Source organism: Paenibacillus sp. 05T425 (assembly GCF_056396205.1).
Genome location: NZ_JBFTLA010000017.1, coordinates 22,518 through 39,539, shown reverse-complemented (window position 1 = coordinate 39,539; position 17,022 = coordinate 22,518). Strand labels below are relative to the sequence as shown.

Annotated in this window: 15 protein-coding genes; 7 read left to right on the top strand and 8 right to left on the bottom strand. The window is 49.2% G+C overall.

The annotated features are described in order from the left end of the window. Positions 1 to 41: 41 nt before the first annotated feature. Positions 42 to 818 (bottom strand): 3'-5' exonuclease, encoded by a 777-nt coding sequence (locus tag AC1DF0_RS27945; RefSeq protein ID WP_477576631.1) that lies wholly within the window; start codon positions 816 to 818, stop codon positions 42 to 44. 215 nt (positions 819 to 1,033) lie between these two features. Here AC1DF0_RS27945 and AC1DF0_RS27940 point away from each other — a divergent pair, with 215 nt between their 5' ends. The 3 genes from AC1DF0_RS27940 to AC1DF0_RS27930 are packed head-to-tail and all read left to right on the top strand — an operon-like array spanning position 1,034 to position 4,207. Beyond that, positions 1,034 to 1,831, top strand: a complete 798-nt coding sequence (locus tag AC1DF0_RS27940) for a sugar phosphate isomerase/epimerase family protein (RefSeq protein ID WP_477576629.1) — start codon at positions 1,034 to 1,036, stop codon at positions 1,829 to 1,831. A 27-nt stretch (positions 1,832 to 1,858) separates the two neighbouring features. After that, positions 1,859 to 2,986 (top strand): Gfo/Idh/MocA family protein, encoded by a 1,128-nt coding sequence (locus AC1DF0_RS27935; RefSeq protein ID WP_477576627.1) that lies wholly within the window; start codon positions 1,859 to 1,861, stop codon positions 2,984 to 2,986. A 33-nt stretch (positions 2,987 to 3,019) separates the two neighbouring features. Continuing rightward, positions 3,020 to 4,207, top strand: a complete 1,188-nt coding sequence (locus tag AC1DF0_RS27930; protein ID WP_477576625.1) for an MFS transporter — start codon at positions 3,020 to 3,022, stop codon at positions 4,205 to 4,207. 76 nt (positions 4,208 to 4,283) lie between these two features. On the opposite strand, the gene AC1DF0_RS27925 is transcribed toward AC1DF0_RS27930, so the two are convergent. Then, positions 4,284 to 4,730 (bottom strand): DUF1648 domain-containing protein, encoded by a 447-nt coding sequence (locus AC1DF0_RS27925; RefSeq protein ID WP_477576623.1) that lies wholly within the window; start codon positions 4,728 to 4,730, stop codon positions 4,284 to 4,286. Positions 4,731 to 5,012: 282 nt separating this feature from the next. Between AC1DF0_RS27925 and AC1DF0_RS27920 the strand changes: the two genes are divergently transcribed. After that, positions 5,013 to 8,873, top strand: a complete 3,861-nt coding sequence (locus tag AC1DF0_RS27920) for a fibronectin type III domain-containing protein (RefSeq protein ID WP_477576621.1) — start codon at positions 5,013 to 5,015, stop codon at positions 8,871 to 8,873. 99 nt (positions 8,874 to 8,972) lie between these two features. On the opposite strand, the gene pstA is transcribed toward AC1DF0_RS27920, so the two are convergent. The 4 genes from pstA to AC1DF0_RS27900 all read right to left on the bottom strand — a co-directional run bounded on the left by pstA (position 8,973) and on the right by AC1DF0_RS27900 (position 13,242). Further along, positions 8,973 to 9,893, bottom strand: a complete 921-nt coding sequence (pstA, locus tag AC1DF0_RS27915; protein WP_477576619.1) for a phosphate ABC transporter permease PstA — start codon at positions 9,891 to 9,893, stop codon at positions 8,973 to 8,975. Continuing rightward, positions 9,890 to 10,855: a phosphate ABC transporter permease subunit PstC gene (gene pstC, locus AC1DF0_RS27910; RefSeq protein WP_442049623.1), complete on the bottom strand. Its 966-nt coding sequence runs from the start codon at positions 10,853 to 10,855 to the stop codon at positions 9,890 to 9,892. The genes pstA and pstC overlap by 4 nt, the downstream gene beginning before the upstream one ends. Positions 10,856 to 10,952: 97 nt before the next feature. After that, on the bottom strand, positions 10,953 to 11,804 hold the full coding sequence (locus tag AC1DF0_RS27905) for a phosphate ABC transporter substrate-binding protein (protein WP_442049622.1): 852 nt from the start codon (positions 11,802 to 11,804) through the stop codon (positions 10,953 to 10,955). A 19-nt stretch (positions 11,805 to 11,823) separates the two neighbouring features. Further along, positions 11,824 to 13,242 carry a stalk domain-containing protein gene (locus AC1DF0_RS27900; protein ID WP_477576616.1) on the bottom strand — a complete coding sequence of 473 codons (1,419 nt, stop codon included), beginning with the start codon at positions 13,240 to 13,242 and terminating at the stop codon, positions 11,824 to 11,826. Positions 13,243 to 13,464: 222 nt separating this feature from the next. Between AC1DF0_RS27900 and AC1DF0_RS27895 the strand changes: the two genes are divergently transcribed. Together AC1DF0_RS27895 and AC1DF0_RS27890 are read left to right on the top strand one after the other, a co-directional pair. Next, positions 13,465 to 14,064 carry a pyridoxamine 5'-phosphate oxidase family protein gene (locus tag AC1DF0_RS27895; RefSeq protein ID WP_477576614.1) on the top strand — a complete coding sequence of 200 codons (600 nt, stop codon included), beginning with the start codon at positions 13,465 to 13,467 and terminating at the stop codon, positions 14,062 to 14,064. A 173-nt stretch (positions 14,065 to 14,237) separates the two neighbouring features. Further along, a complete protein-coding gene (locus tag AC1DF0_RS27890) occupies positions 14,238 to 14,453 on the top strand; it encodes a hypothetical protein (protein WP_337100273.1) in 216 nt (71 codons plus the stop codon). 171 nt (positions 14,454 to 14,624) lie between these two features. Here the strand turns inward: AC1DF0_RS27890 and AC1DF0_RS27885 are convergent, their stop codons facing one another. Continuing rightward, positions 14,625 to 14,963 (bottom strand): hypothetical protein, encoded by a 339-nt coding sequence (locus AC1DF0_RS27885; protein WP_442049618.1) that lies wholly within the window; start codon positions 14,961 to 14,963, stop codon positions 14,625 to 14,627. Positions 14,964 to 15,123: 160 nt separating this feature from the next. On the opposite strand from AC1DF0_RS27885, the gene AC1DF0_RS27880 reads away from it, so the two are divergent. Next, positions 15,124 to 16,359 (top strand): multidrug effflux MFS transporter, encoded by a 1,236-nt coding sequence (locus AC1DF0_RS27880; RefSeq protein ID WP_477576611.1) that lies wholly within the window; start codon positions 15,124 to 15,126, stop codon positions 16,357 to 16,359. On the opposite strand, the gene AC1DF0_RS27875 is transcribed toward AC1DF0_RS27880, so the two are convergent. Next, positions 16,331 to 17,014 (bottom strand): class I SAM-dependent methyltransferase, encoded by a 684-nt coding sequence (locus AC1DF0_RS27875; protein WP_477576609.1) that lies wholly within the window; start codon positions 17,012 to 17,014, stop codon positions 16,331 to 16,333. The genes AC1DF0_RS27880 and AC1DF0_RS27875 overlap by 29 nt on opposite strands. Positions 17,015 to 17,022: the final 8 nt, after the last annotated feature.

Here is a 17,022-nt window from a genome sequence, read left to right as displayed (position 1 = left end):
CGATGCTATTGCTAGTGCAGCACTTGTTCTATTAAAGTTCATTACACATTTTGGCTTGCCTTTGGTTGCTTCGCCTTCTCCACCTCAGCGGCAAAATAAAGCTGAAGCTCCGCGACTTTCTTCTCGTCTGTCAGCACGATCTTATCCTTCAGAAAATGCTCCATGAGCACTTCCCATTCCGTAGGCGCCTTGCGCTGAATCATCGAGCGGATCGCGTTTTTTACAAGCCGGCGTTCCTTGGCGTTCGTGTGCATATCCTTGTATTGCTGCTTCAGATTCATATCCAAATGGGAAAAAATTTTGCGAAGCACCTCGCCAGTCATTCTTGCGTCATCAAGCGCGCGGTGGGCAGAGCCTTCCGCCGTAATCTCCAGCTCTTGAAGCGCCGTCTCGACACTGACGTCGTTCGTTACATTTCGGAAGCGCAAGTAGCCTTTAAGCAGGTCGTAATAATAGAGGCTTGTCCAGAAACTATCATCGAGCTTGTGCATCCGAGTATCAAGCACGATTCGTTTCATATCTTCTCCGCCCCAAGTGAACAGCAACAGATCATCGCTCTGCTTCAACCAGTCGTTGAATCTGGTTATGACGGCTTTGAAGCCCTCAGCCGTGTCGATGTCCTCTTGCGGAATGCCGGTCTTCTTCTTAATGAAGCTATTTAATTTGGAGAAGTAGACAGGCTTAATAAGCGATGAGAATTCATCCTTGAACTGCAGGTTCTCATCAAGACGTACCGCGCCGATCTCGATCACTTCCATAGGAAGCTCGCTCGCGAATTTGCGGCCGTTAAATTCAATGTCCAATATAATGTAATCCAAAGTATGTGTCCCCCGTTCTATGCTCGTGATTCCCATTTTAACAGAAAAGGCCGCTATACAGTAATATTGAAATTATGGGCGAGAAGATAGGCTCTAAGTAGTAGAAATTTCCCCCTGCAAAAGAGGATCGTGCACCGAGTGGCTATGCGCTGCAGGTTTATAATGAAGGCGTAGGCAACTTATCCATTATCCATCAATGACGGGGTGAATTATCGATGAACATTTCGATCGGCGGCTATTCATTCAACAACACGTATTTGGAAGGCAAGATGGATGTATTCGGTTATTTGGAGACCGTCAAATATCGCTACGGCTTGGACGCGGCGGATTTGTGGAACGGCTTCTTCATCGATCGCGAGGGCAAACCGATTATGAAACTCGCGGACGAGAGCTATATTCGCAAAATAAAAGAGGCTTTGGACGAGCGCGAGTTGCGGCTCGTTAACTTCGCCGTAGACGGGGCCCATTTATGGGATCCTGATCCCCATATGCGCGAACTGCTGTATAACAATGCGCTAACGCATTTGCGTGCAGCCATCATTATGGGCGCGGAGACGGTACGTATTGATACAGGCGGCAGTTACACGGAATGGGAAACGATGAGCGAAGAACAATTCGACTATACGGTTTTGCGCTATAAAGAGTTTTCTCAAGTAGCAGCAGACAATGGTTTCAAGATTGGGCCGGAAAATCATATGGGCGCGTCGCTTCTCCCGCGCGAAATGAAACGGATCGCGGAAGCGGTCGACCATCCAGCGTTCGGATTTCTCGTTCATCTTGGCCGCTGGAAGGCCGATCAAGCGGAAGGCGACCGGTTGGTAGCGCCATGGGCTTACCACACTCATTTCGATGCGGCGACTGCCGTAAGAGAAAATGCTATTGAGACGATTCGAATGATGGAAGCATCAGGTTACACCGGATATTGGGGAATTGAACAAAATGCGCCGGGTAATCAGTATGCGGAAATCGAGCGCTTGATCGGGCTCGTGAAGAAGCTTCTGGCAGAAGCGTAGAATACAGCTGTGGAGGGTGAAATAAGGATGACAAACATACGTATCGGTATTATCGGCGTAGGTCAAATCGGCAAGCAGCATATTGAGAAGTATAGCCATATACCCGGTGCGGAGCTCGTTGCGGTCTGTGACGTTAATCTGACAGAGGCAAACCGAGTAGCCGAGCATTACGGTATTCCGCATGCTTATTCAGATTTCCGTGAGCTGCTGCAACGTAACGACATAGATGCAGTAGATGTATGTCTGCACAACAACTTCCATGCCCCTGTCACGATAGCGGCGCTGGAAGCGGGCAAGCATGTGTATTGCGAGAAGCCGATCGCAGGAACATATGCGGACGGCAAGGCGATGGTCGATGCGGCTGAAGCAAGCGGCAAGCAATTGCATATTCAACTATTCACGTTGTATCAGAAGGAGACGAAAGCTGCTAAGACGCTGATCGATGGCGGCATGCTTGGCAAGCTGTACCATGCGCGTTCGACCGGCTTCCGACGGAGAAACCGTCCTTATGTGGACGGTTACGGCACGCCTTATTTTACTCGCAAGGAGACGGCAGCAGGAGGCGCGTTGTTCGATATGGGCGTATATCATATCGCGCAAATTCTATATCTTCTCGGCAATCCCGCGGTAGAGCGGGTTACGGGCAAGCTTTATCAGGAAACCGATATGCTAGAGGAGCGGAGAGAGAAAAGCGGGTTCGACGTCGAAGAGCTCGGTACGGGTTTCGTTCGGTTCGCTGACGGTCTGACGCTGGATATTATCGAGGCTTGGGCCGTGCATATGGGCGATTTCGAGGGCAGCAGCATCGCCGGCTCTAAGGGCGGCGTCCGCTTGCCGAGCGAACAAGCAGGCGGGGGGACAAGGCCGATTACCTTTCATAATACGGTGTGCGATATGGATATGGACAGCACGCTTGACCTGGATATGATGGACGTACGCTGGCATCGTATTCGGGACAATGAGGATGCTTACGATTCGTCGCAGGCGCATTGGATTGCTGCGCTGCAAGGCAGAGTTCCTTTGCTGCCGACTGCTGATATTGCGCTGCGCACGATGCTTATCAGCGAAGGCATCTATTTGTCGGACCGGCTAGGTCGGGAAGTGACGGCGGAGGAAGTGATTGCATCTTCCAGGTCTACCGCCGTTCCATTATAAAGAATGGGAACGAAGGTTAAGCAATCCTACAGTGTGATTAAAGGATTCAACTTTTTCATTTACGGCGCTTTAACGATCTATAGCACTTATTTTGCGCTATATTTGAAGTCTATAGGGTTGTCTACGCTTGAGATTGGGGCACTAATGGCCGGAGGTCCCATCGTATCGCTTGTTGCCAATCCGTTCTGGGGATATGTCAGCGACCGCTTCAGGAACTTGCGTCTGACTTTAATCTTGATGTTAGTAGGCAGCATGATTATCATGCAATTCGTATTTCTATCCGAATCGTATACGTTTATTTATACGTCGATGCTGTTTTTCTTCTTTTTCCAAATGCCGTTGTTTTCGCAAAGCAACACCTTGATATTGAACAGTATTGAAGGCACCAATCAAAGCTTCGGGGCTTTCCGATTATGGGGGTCACTCGGATGGGGCGTTATGGCGTTAGCGGCGGGGCCGGTCATCGGTCAGATTGGGATTGAACGTCTATGGATCATATACACCGTTATGATGCTGTTCTCGCTGGTCTTCGCCTTCGCGCTGCCGCGCGGCGAGGCGAAGAACTCGGCTGCAAAAGCGGGCAAAGTAAATTATCGCTCCTTATTCGCAAGCCGGGCATTCTTCATCTTCCTGTTCGTCGGATTAGTGCTCTCGATTCCGAACTCCGTGAATACGACATTCGTCGCCTTATATATTAAGGAATTGGGCGGAGGAGAAAGCTTGGTAGGATGGTCGGCCTTTCTCTCGTCGATCTTCGAGATTCCGATCTTCCTGCTGCTGGACAGGTATTTGAAGCGTAACATACGCTCGATGCTGCTTTGTCTCGTTGTTATTAGCTGTCTGTTCGCATTAAGATGGTTCTTGATGGCGGGAGCGGCAAGCGCGATGCAGGTCATCTTCATTCAAATGCTGCACTGCGTCACGTTCGGCGGCTTCTATTATATCGGGACGCAATTGACGGTATTATTGGTGCCTGCCGAGCTGCGCTCGTCAGGCCAAGCGGTGTACGCGCTCACTTGGGGAGGGTTGTCGGGGATGGCAGCCGGCTTCATCGGTGGCCTGATGTTCGAGCAATCGGGAGCGCAGTCGATGTATTTCATCTGCGGCGCATTATCTGTACTTGGTATTATCGGGTTTTCCTTGCTGTATGCTTTTGTGCGAAGACTGCAGGAGAAGCAGTTGGAACAGCCTGAGCAATCCGAGCAAGTGATTCAACTATAACATTAAAAAATCCCGACTCCTTCTCGCAGAATTGCTGCTGGAGGAGCGGGATTTTTTGTTTTAACCTTAAAAATAGCTACCGGGCTTTTCTCATACGAATCATCGTTACTGCAATTGTTCCGAACAAGATGATGAGCGATACGGGAAGGAGCCAAATGCCTAGTCCTGACGATAATCCAACCGCATTCTGAATGGATGACCATGAAATGTAACCGAATAAGATCACTATTTCGAGCTTGATCCAACTCAGGAGCAACAGCGATAGACGATACTGGGCTTCGGCGTTCTGTTCCGTAATTGGCACAATGTAGTTGAAATGATGGGGAATGCGCCGCAGCAGCGATAGTCCGACATACAGCATAATGGCGATGATCGGCAAAATGATAAGCGTTACCCGATCTCCCCAACCATCAGCCTCGCCTCGGGCGTTGAAGTGGATAGGGATTGTGGTTGGGAGATTGGTCCATTTGAGAAGCATGTATAAGAAAGAAAACATCAGAACTAAAATGCATACCCAGTCCATCCATCGTTCCATGCTAGATTTGGTGAGGGAGATAGTAGGTTTTTGTTCTATGGTAATCCATCCCTTTCTTGGATCTTAATATTAACTATATCTTACTGCAAGTTATATATAGATTCTAAACATTTTTTAAACCGACATCATTCGACAACATCTATATCCATTATTTGATATATTCGTTAAGCTATCTATCATTCCTGGACTTTAGTTTCGATATACTTAAATAGATTAGGAATGAAGAACTAGCGCTACAGCATTTATTTATTGGTAGAGGAGCCGCTTGTTATGAAACGATTTCGAACTTGGTTGACCGGATTGCTAGTTTTGGTACTAGTTTTCCCTGCATCACAAGCTTTTGCCGCAGCTGAAGGCCAAATGGAGGAGCTATCGCTTGACAGCAAAAAGATTGCCTCGTCTAGCAGCAGTCTTTCATTGCCTAGCACTACATTCACAGAGGGTATTTTGTCAGGTGCACTAAATAGCGATCAAGAAGTGCTGCAATTTGCGGGCTCCAAAGGCAAGGGACAAGGGATTGCGGCGAGCAGCAAACAATTTATAATCGCTCGTAAGGATACAGATAATCTGGACCAGGATCACTACATTCTTCAACAATCTTTTAGAGGTGTTCCAGTTTATGGGCGCTATATGCAAATTAATTTAAATAAGGCAAATCAGATTTATGCCATTCAGGATAAATCCGATAATGGCTTGAGCCTATCTGCTCTGAATACTTCACCATCACTTACAGCGGATGAAGCTATTAGCGCATTCAAGAAGGATTTGGAAAGCGGGCTGAACGGTGAAATTCAGTTGGAGACGAAGGCAGGATCCTACCAAGTGTCTGCACCGACCGCCTCTACAATTATTTATCCTTTTAATGGAAAGAATTATTTGGCTTATAAGGTCAATATAATATTCATGTTCCCTACGGCCGGTAATTGGATTGGGTACGTGGATGCGCATACGGGCCAAGTAATTGATAAGTACAATAAGCTTCAACATGCCACAGGAACCGGGTACGGAAATGATGGGAAAAGTAAAAAACTAAACACTACACAATATAACGGGCAATATATTTTGTGGGACCAAACTCATATTGGTGATATTTATACGCTTGACCTTATTGATTGGGATGATGAATATTTATACTTTGATGATATATACAGCTCGAATAATATATTCAACAATCCATATAATGCAGATGGGGTTGACGCGCATTATAATGCGGATATCGTGTATGACTTTTATAAATCCAACTACGGTCGTGAAAGTATAGACGGTGCAGGGATGGATGTTTACTCTATTGTTCATGTGCCTGAGTTTGATGACGAGGGCAACGCCTATATTATGGACAATGCGTATTGGAACGGGGAAGCCATGTTTTATGGGGACGGATCGGGCTCATCCCGTGGGGGCTTCGATTGTTTATCATGTGGACTAGATGTCGTAGCTCACGAGCTGACGCATGGCGTTACGGAGTTTACGGCTGGCTTGGAGTACCGCTTTCAATCCGGCGCTTTGAATGAATCTATTTCCGATATAATGGCTTCCGTAATCGATAAGGATGATTGGTTCATTGGCGAAGATACGGGCATGACGCTTAGAGATATGGCAGAACCGGAAAACCACAATCAGCCTGGACATATGGATGATTATGCAGACTTAGAGGATACGGAAGAAGAAGACTGGGGCGGCGTTCATGTTAATAGCGGAATTCCCAACCGTGCCGCTTACTTGATGGCAGGGAAGTTTAATGCGCTAGGGCTTAAAGGCAGAGATTTATTAGGCAAACTCACCTATGAATCGCTACGATATTTTCTATTTGAAACATCTGATTTCAGAGATATGAAGAATGCTTATTGGCTTGCGGCAGAAACGGTCAGCGGCTTAACCACTGCGCAACGTCAAACGGTCAAAAAAGCGATTTCGGAGGCATGGACAGCGGTAGGCATTGAGGGCGATCCGATTAGCGATTTGAGAGTTGCGGCCCAAACAGCAAATACCGTTCAATTAAAGTGGACGGCAGTAAGCGGAGCTTCTTCGGTTAGTTTGTTTTTAGCTTACGATAATTCGGAATGGTATGATCTTGGCGATCTTACAAATCCGAATCTTAACTCGGTAACTGTGATAGCTCTTCCTACGGGAAAAACTTACTACTTTGCTTTAGCAGTCAATGATGGCAAGAATGAAGGATTATCTAATATAGTATCTACAAAATTGACGCCAGGCAAAATAAACTCTTTTATTTTGGGATCTAAAACCTACGATACTGCTACATTCAATTGGAGCGTAACGGATGTACCTGATAACCTAATTATCCAACAGTCTCTGGATAACGGAAAAACGTGGTTAACTTCTTCGATTTCGGGAAGTCTGACGCCTGAAAGTACGTCGGCTACTGTTAACAATCTCGAAACTGGTAAAACATATAAATTCCGATTAGGTGTGAGCGGTACGGCTTATACATCGACTCAATATTCGACGATCTTAAGCGTTCCGATTACGCCAGTGGGTGTCGCGGATTTGGCTGCTTCKGGAGCGACTGGCAATAGTACGGCATTGACTTGGACGCCTGCTGTAGGGGCGACGAGCATTGTCGTGCAGCAATCGCTTAACGGCACCTCGTGGACAAATGCGGTTACGGGAGCTTTAGCTCCGAATGCAGGCAACGCGACAGTAACTGGGTTGCTGTCGGGTACCGTATATAAATTCAGAGTCGTCGCAACAGGTGGACGAAATGCGGGCAATTCCAATGTTGCAAGTTCGACGACGTTGTCTGTTCCTGTATCTGAGCTAAGAGTAAGCAGCACGACATCTAATTCGGCTGTTCTGGCATGGCCTGCTGCAGTTAGGGCAAAAACGATTTACGTCGAGTACTCGGCTAATGGCGGCACAAGCTGGAAAGAACAAGCGCTTAAAGTGTCCGGAACCGCTAAGATGGCAACCGTAAAAGGTTTGCTTCCTAATACAGAGTATCAATTCCGACTTCAAGTTGCTGAAGGAGCTAATGCGGGAACTTCCAATACGGCAGCGGGCGTAACGAAGCCGGTTCCTTTGAAATCTTTTGCAAGCACGGGCAGAACGAATCTAAAGGCAGAATCGGCTGAATTCAAATGGTCACTGCCTGTCGGTGCGACTTCATTGACAATTGAACAATCAACTAACGGCAAAGATTGGGCAACGGCTATAACAGACAGCATTAATCCAATTGCAACAAGTGCAACGGTTAGAGAACTGACTCCGACAACGAAATATTATTTCCGTTTGAATGTTGTCGGCGGTCAAAACGAAGGCCCGTCCAATAGCGTAATGGTCACAACCATTCCATTGCCGTTGTCAGATCTTTCGGTAGATGAAAGGGAGACTACGGGAAGCAAGGTATCGTTGAACTGGACGGCAGCAATCGGAGCTAAGAAGGTAGTTATTCAACAATCGCTGAACGGCAAGTCTTGGACGACCGCAAAAGTAGCGTCGCCTTTATTGCCGGGTGACAGCAGCGCGGTCGTTACGGGACTTGCATCAGGTACGGATTACGATTTCCGTATTACGATAACTGGCGGTCAGAACGCTGGTAATTCGAACATTGCAGAAGAGAGTACAAAGATTGTGCCAGTCGATTCGTTAAGAGAAAGCTCTTCGACGACAAACAGTGTAACGTTGGCTTGGGATGCGGCCTCCAAGGCGACTACAATTGAACTTCAGGAAAATGTTGGAGGCGGATGGCAACCTGTAGCAGGTATTAAGCTTTCGGTATCCGCGAAGTCTGTAACGATTAAAGGGCTGACTCCGAACACAAGTTATGCTTATCGCTTAAACGTTTCTGGTGGGGGCAATGACGGCAAATCGAATGAAGTAGAAGTAAGGACGAAGTCGCTTGCGATATCTGGTTTTGCTTCTACGGGCAAGACAGCCAATACCGCGAGCTTTAAATGGAAGCCTGTAACTGGGGCYGGAAAAGTGTATATTGAGTATGTGGGTAACGGTCAAGATTGGGCTGACGCTGTTTCTATCGAATTATCGACTGATAGCGTAACGGCTACGGTGGATGGTCTAACACCCTACACGAGCTACAAATTTAGACTGAGAGTAGAAGAGGGGCTTTATGAAGGTTCTTCAACTGCTTTGAGTGTAAAGACGAATCGTTAATCGTTTTCTAGTAGAGTATTAACGTTAACAAGGGCTGCGCCAAATGGTCTGAAACAGACCAAACGGTGCAGCCCTTGTTGCGTTTATTGAATTCTCGCACTAACTTCGCGTCTTGCGGCTATTCAACCATAGGGGGATACGGAATACTAGATTAATGAGCAGGACGACGAAGACGAGAACGGCGGCTGCTTTCTGCGCAATTTCTTGCGCGTCGGATACAATCGCTTCCGACTGTACGTACCACAGGTGGACGGCAAGCGTCTCGCCGGGAGAGAACAGGCTGAAGTCCCACATCTCGCCGGATGTAGTGACGCCAGCGGTTAGGATAATAACCGCGCTCTCGCCGAAGGCGCGGCCGGCGACGAGGCAGATGCCGGTGATGATGCCATTCAGCGCGGCCGGGATAAGCGCACGAGTTATCGTCTGCAGATGCGTTGCGCCAAGCGCGAAGGAGGCGCTCTTCTGGTCCGCAGGCACGGCGCGGATCGATTCCTCTGTAACTCGCGTTAATACCGGGAGATTGAGGAAGGCGAGGCTGATCGCACCGCCGAGTATCGTGAGTCCGATTTGGAACATCTCGACGAACAAGGCGATGCCGAACAAGCCGAATATGATCGAGGGTACCGATGCAAGGCCTTCCACGCATACGCGTACGAAAGCGATGAGCTTATTGTCCGGTGCGAACTCGGCGAGGTAGATGCCTGCGGCCATGCCGAGCGGGATGGAGATAAGTAGCGACAGGAACAGAATGTAAAAGGAATTGAGCAGCGTAGGGCCAATACCGCCGCCTTCATCGATCTCGCTTGGGAGGCCGAATAGGAAATCCCACGTCAGCTTCGGAAGACCATCCTGGAGGATCAAATACAGAAGTCCGAAGATAAATGCGATAATAAGGACGCCTGCGGTCCAGATCACGCCGGAGAACAAACGGTCGTTGATCCGGTTAAGCCCTTTGTTGTTGCGGCGGAACGGATTAGCGGCAGCGGTCGCACCGGCACCGGCACTCATATGGTTTTTCATGAAATGCGAGCTCCTCTCCGTTGCAGCCAGCGAACGGCCACGATCATCAGAAGTGAAATAAGCAGCAGCAGGAAGCCCATCAGATACAAAGCATAGTTCCAGGTGGAGTCAAAAGGAACGTTCGATATTTGCATAACGATATTGCTTGTTAAGACGGAGGTCGGCTTCAGTAAGCTGTCTGCAAGCTGAGGCGTATTGCCGATAACCATCACGACAGCCATCGTCTCGCCGACGGCACGAGCCATGCCGAGAATGACGGCATACATAATGCCGCTTTTCGCGGAAGGCAGCAAAACCTTCCAAACGGTCTGGAATCTCGTAGCGCCGAGAGCGTAGGAGGCGTCGCTGAATTTGGCAGGTACGGCGCTAATAGCGTCGTCGCTAATCCGGCTGACGGTCGGGAGCACCATGATCGTGAGTACGAGTGCCGCGGCGAGCAGTCCGTCGCCCATGCCAGTGCCTGTTACGGTACGGATAAGCGGAATAAGGACGGTTAACCCGAGATAGCCATAGACGACCGACGGTATGCCGACCAGCAGGTCGAGTATCGGGCGAAGCGCGTTTTTCAGCCATGGCGGGACGAATACCGATAGGAAGATCGCGATCATCAGCGAAAGAGGAACGGCGATCAGCAGCGTAAGCGCCGTTAAGGCGAAGGTGCCGAAGATGAATACAAGTCCGCCATATTGCTCGTTCTCGGGCGTCCAATCGGTAGAGAAGAAGAAGTCGGCGAACGAGATATGGTTGAACGTAAGAACGCCGGTCCGAAGCATAAGAAATAGAATAAGAAATAGGATCAGACAAACGAAAGCAGCAGCAGCGACACATAGGTAACGGAACATGCGGTTCATCGCGAACAAGCGCGAACGGCGGTCGAACTTCTTGCCGCTGCCCGCTAGCAGCGTACGGCCAAGCTCGGCATGAAGCGGCGCTTTGCCGGCGACAGGGGTTGAATCTAGCATAATAAAGGTCTCCTCTCTCTAAAAGAGCGGCGGGCGAGGCGCTTCCATGCGCCTGCCAGCCGCTCTCTTCGTGTCATTCCATTCCTTCAGATAATGCTTATTTCATAGCCGAGATCGGGATGAACTTCAGCTTTTTAAGCGATCCGTTCTGGAACTTCGTGCTTTGAACGTATTTAATGAATTCTTTCGTAGCGCCAGTAGGCTCGCCTTTTGTCATGTAGTAGCCGTAGCCCCACACTTTGTATTTGCCGTTGATGACGTTAGCTTCCGTTGGCGCGATATCGTTGATTTTTACAGCGATCATTTTGTCCGTAACATAAGCAAGGTCCATGTAACCAATAGCATTAGGCGTCGTCTCGATAGCCGTCTTCATATCGCCGCTTGTTTTCACTTCTTTATAATTGTCGCCTTTAGTCATGAAATCCGTGCCTTGCAGCGCTTTATCCTGGAAGTTAACGCGCGTGCCGGAGCCGAACGTACGGTTAACGACGATAATATCGGCGTCCTTGCCGCCAACTTCTTTCCAGTTCTTGATTTTGCCGGAGAAAATGCCTTGCAGCTGCTTCGTCGTCAAGTTCGTTGCCGTTACGTTTTTGTTCACGACGGCTGCGAAAGGAATGACAGCTACTTTATGTGCCACTTGGCCTTCGAATTTCTTGAAGCCTGGTACGTCCTTCGAAGCGTCCCAGTCTACCGCGCCGATCTGTGCGATTCCTTTGCGAACTGCTTGCGGCCCAGTAATGGAGCCGGCTGCCGACGCCGAGATTTTCACTTTCGGGTGAAGCTTTTTGAATTCGTTAGCCGCCTGAAGCGTGAGAGGCAGCAGGGCGGAAGAGCCGTTGATGACGATCTTGCCGCTGAGCTTGCTAGCCGCGTGCACGGCTGTTAGCGAACTGAAGCCGATAACGGTTGCGAGTACGGCGATTGTAAGTGATTTAAACCATTTCATTGAAATATCCCTCCATTAATTATTGAGTAATGTTCTTCCATTGGCCGTTAACCGATACGGCAAGCTGGCCGTCGATCAGAGCAGCAAGATGCCCGTAACGCGATACGATGATTTCAGATACGTTATCCGATACGGCTGCAATCAGTTTGTTTCCGCCGATTAATGTATCAATCTCATAGATGGCATTCGATGAATCGTCGTTCGATGTCAGCAGGTACAGTCTGTCAGCACCTTGTGCGAGCTGATAAACATCCTTTTGCGCGAATACGCTGGTCGAAGCAGCGTCTGTTCCGGCAGTGGAGACGGATGCTGCTTTGCCGATACTTGCATCGTCAGCCGTTACGCTTACGTAGTACACTTTGGAGCCGTCAGCCGAAAGCTCGATGAACACTTTGTCGTCCGTGTCCTTCGTCAGTTGCACCGGCTTGTTGTCTGCCGCTGCCGCGTTATAGAAGTAGATTTGCGCTTCCGTTCCGGCAGCATCGATGGCCACGTCGTCCAGAGCGACATCGACATTGCTGTCTGCGGTTACTTTCGGTTGCTTGTTAACGGTGAAAGCGAATTTCGTGCCGTCCGCGGACACGTCGAGGTTCGCTTTATAATCGACCTTATCTTCAAGCACTTTGGACACAGTTCCGTCGGCCAAGTTCACTCTGGCAATGATCGAGTTTTTGTCGCCTTGCAGGAAGAAGAGAGCCGTTCCGTCTTGTGACCATTGCAGCTCGTTCTTAATCGAGCTGTCCGTGCTTACTTGCTTGGATTCCTTGCTGTTCAGATCGATGACATATACAGCGCCATTGGCATCTGTGTAAGCCACGTTTTGACCATTCGGCGAAACAACGAGATCCGAAGTGCCAGCGGAGGAGAGCAGCAGCTCATACTTGCCGTTAGCCGCATTTACGAGGTAATCTTCACGGCCGTTGTCGGAGCTGTTCGATACGATTAGGCGTGTACCGCCGGCCCATACCGCGTGCTCAACGAATGTCAATTGCTCAACCGTTGCGATAGAAGGGGCATCGGCATCCGCTTCATATGTACCGCCAAGTGCTTCAACCAGTGCAGATGGGTCTGCGAATATCGTGTAGTTGACCGTCTTCACATCTGATGAAAGAGCAGGCGACGTGCTGCTAGCGGCAATGGTTCCTGCGCCCGGGTTAACATACACCGACTTGCCCTCCAGTGTGAGTGTTACATAACCGGCTGCCGGTTGCAGAGCTGCGCCAATGGCCTTTGCGAAATCGCGTACGGAGACGAGCGTCGTGCCTGAAGCGCCTTGAATCGTACGGAGAACGGCTGGATTGGCATTCACGAGGAATGTCGTTTGGCTGAATTGGACAGCTTCCTGCTTGACCGGAGTTTGGGCAAAAACAGGGTTGACGGCGGTTGCGCCGAGAGTTGCCGCCAGCATGGAGACAGCCAGCACTTTTTTCATTTGCATGGAATCGGTCACCTTTCTCATCGTTAAGTGGTATGGGACTAATCGACTATTGATTCGATTTCATATGGATCATAGCAATCAATTATTATCCCATTATTTTGAAATCGTTTAGTATTTGTAAAGGATTGGCAGAGTGTATGAGGTTTTTGTACTGCTTTTGTACGGGAGATAGATTTGTTACACTGTGTATACTTGAGTAGATGAAGAGAGGAAGAAGACAGCATGAACTACAATCCTTTAGAGGACGAGGTTATCCATTCGTTAGAGCAGTTGCAGGAGATTGTCGGCATGCCGCATGAGGCGGTCGTGAAAAAAACAGTAACGGTGATCGATGATCATATTCGAGGATATTTGGCGAAGTGTCCGTTGTTTTTCCTTGGGACAGCGAGCGGAGAAGGATTATGCGATGTGTCGCCGCGAGGCGATGAGCCTGGTTTCATTAAAGTGTTGGATGAGAAGACGCTGGCATTTCCGGAGCGGTTGGGGAATAGACGGATCGATTCCATGCACAATCTGTTTGCGAATCCGAGACTGGGCATGATTTGTATATTGCCGGGGATGGAAGAGGTGCTGCGGATTAACGGGAAGGCAACGATTATACGCAATGAAGCGTTGATGGAGAGCATGCAGATTAATGGCCGATCGCCATTATATCTCGTTAAAGTGGAAGTTGAGGAGTGTTTTGTTCATTGTCCGCGCGCGCTGAAATTTTCCAAAGTATGGGATGCCGAAACGTGGTTGCCGCGTGAGGAAAGGCCAAGTACGAAGGAAATGTTCGAGGCTCATATTCAGTTGAACGGTTATGTCATCGGGAAAGATTAGCTTTCCCGAGCAAGGCCATAAATCCAAGCGGAGAAATATGGATTAAAAGCACAAAACTTATTTATACCATACTTGAATCATTCAAGGCAACAGAAATTTTCGGAAAAGTATTGTGGTTTTCGCGATACTGTAGTATCTTCAATATGTGGAAAAAATAAGGGAGGTGAAAGACGGTGGAAAAAATGGCAATGCAAATGATGATGAACATGTGCATGGACGAAATGATGTGCAAGATGAAGTCCATGAAGATGATGATGGACATGATGATGGAAATGAACATGATGGACGGCATGGATATGAACATGATGATGATGAAGATGCAAGAGTGCGACGAAATGTCGACGATGATGATGAACATGATGCGCAATATGGAGCAAGTATCGATGTAATCATATCGAACTATGAATCTGGCCATTCATAGCTCGAAGCAGTACCTATCCATAACGGCAGAGCGGATATCCGCATGCCATAAGTTACGAAAGTGCAACAACCGCGAATCGTTTGGCAGAGCAGACCGCTGCATGCCGACGCTTTTTTTTATTTCTACGCATAATTAGATGCTAAAATGCGTTCAAGGTTTTCAGCTTGCTGGCGATCATGACGCGTTGAAGCTTGAACTCCCACACTTTCTCCCGAAGCTGACGCTGCTGCGCCTCGTCCTGATTTCTCCGAAGCTGCTCGTATATATCTAACATTTTGCGATTGATCGCATCGAACCGAAGCCATAGGTCAACACGTAAGCCATGCTCGATCTCGAGATTGATATGGTTGTCTTTGGCGCGCAGCGCTTGAAGAATGTCATGCTGCCATTCGGCGTCGCCGATCTGGGTTGCAAAGTTATATAGATCTAGATAGTCGTCTACCCATTTCGTTGCTATTTCTTTCGCCGAATTCGCCATCGTTAACCGCTCCAATCATCGTTATGTATCTTTACCTAGTATTATACTCGGAATTATAGGAGTTGCAAGTCATTTAACAAAAAGTTTTCGTTGAATCGTTTTGCCCTCAGTGATAACATGAATAACAGTTTTTAAGGCAGGGAAATGAGGGGAATAATTCATGAATCATACCGAATTAATAGCAGTGCCTGCGCAGCGCGGCAGCCGATTGTGGATCGCCATTGTGCTGGGCTCTTTAGCGGCGATAGGCCCGTTGTCGCTGGATATGTATCTTCCGGCATTGCCGGCACTTGCGGAGGAGCTTGGCTCGACGACTTCCGCGACGCAGCTGAGCTTAACCGCATGTATGCTGGGTCTTGCGCTGGGGCAGTTAATCGCGGGGCCGATCAGCGATGTTAGGGGCCGCCGTTTTCCRCTAATTGTAGGCATAGCCGTATATGCAATCGTCTCGGCTCTTTGTTTCTTAGCACCGAATATATGGGTGTTCGTCGGCCTTCGGTTCATTCAGGGACTTGCAGGAGCGGCAGGCATCGTGATATCAAGGGCGAGTGTACGTGATTTGTATTCAGGCGTAGAGCTAACGAAGTTTTTTGCGCTGTTGATGCTTATCAATGGTGCTGCACCGATATTAGCGCCGATTGTTGGGGCTGAGGTACTTGTATTTACGTCTTGGAGAGGTGTATTCGCTATACTAGGCGTGCTTGGCACGCTCATGCTATTAGCTGTTGTGTTCGGTCTCAAGGAAACGCTGCCGGTGAATCGTCGCTCTAGCGGCGGTATTCGGGGCACGCTGTCAACCTTCCGCCGACTAGCCGGCGACCGCGTGTTTATGGGTTATGCGCTAACGCAAGGGTTCGTCATGGCGGCTATGTTCGCTTATATCTCGGGTTCGCCTTTCGTGCTGCAGGAGTTGTTCGGCGTGTCGCCGCGCACATACAGTCTCATCTTCGGAATGAACGGCGCGGGCATTATTATCGCCAGCCAAGTAGCGGGGAGGCTCGCTGGCCGTGTGGCTGCGCGCAAGCTGCTGGCAAGCGGACTCACATTGACAGCGGCCGGCGCGGTATTGCTGCTGTTAGCCATATGGACGAATGCTGGTCTGAGTTTGATTATTCCAGGTTTCTTCCTGCTTGTTTCAAGCGTCGGGCTCGTATCGACGACAACGACCTCGCTCGCCTTGCAAAGCCAAGGGCAATCCGCGGGGAGCGCCTCGGCACTGCTTGGCATGCTTAGCTTCATTATCGGCGGCTTGGCAGCGCCGCTCGTAGGTATTGGCGGGAACGATACGGCATTGCCGCTCGTTATCGTCATTGCAAGCCTTGTTGTTGTTGCCTTCAGCTGCTTCCGCTTCCTGGCAGCAGAACCGGTTAAGCCTTCTGCGCGAAAAACACATTAAACTCATGATAACGATAAACGGCATCGACATTCGTGAAGCCTGCCGCAAGCAACCAGCTGATCTGATCGGATGCCTTGGCATTGATGTCTTGTTTTCGCCGCTCGATAGAGGCTTCGATCGCTTCAATCGGAAGATCGGTAGCGTGAATGGCTTGCTTCCATAGCTCCATGTAGCGTTGATCGATGAAGGGGGTCAAGCCTTCGGCTTGATCGGCGTTAACGAAGAGGCCTCCGTCCTTCAGCAAGTGGTATATCGTTTGGAACAGTGATCTTTTGTCCGGATGGGTCAAGTGATGGATGGACAGGGAGGATATGACCGCATCATAGCTTCCGGCCTGCTCATAAGGGTAGTTCAAATAATCCGCCGCTATATAGGTTATATTCTCATAGGCGGCGAGTCTGCGTCGTGCCTGTTCTAACATGTGCTCGCTGAAATCGATCAAGGTCACATGAGCCTGCGGGTACTTCGCGAGGATGAAGGCGGACAGCAGGCCGGTGCCTGCGCCGAGATCGATGATGCGCGGCTGCGGTGTATTAAGCTCTAGCCATTGAACCGCGGTTCCATAGAAGTCGTCGAAGCACGGAATTAGCTGGCGCCTCTGTTGGTCATATTGTTGCGCCACGGCGTCGAATTGCTGTTTCACGATAGGGTTCATGTTCATGC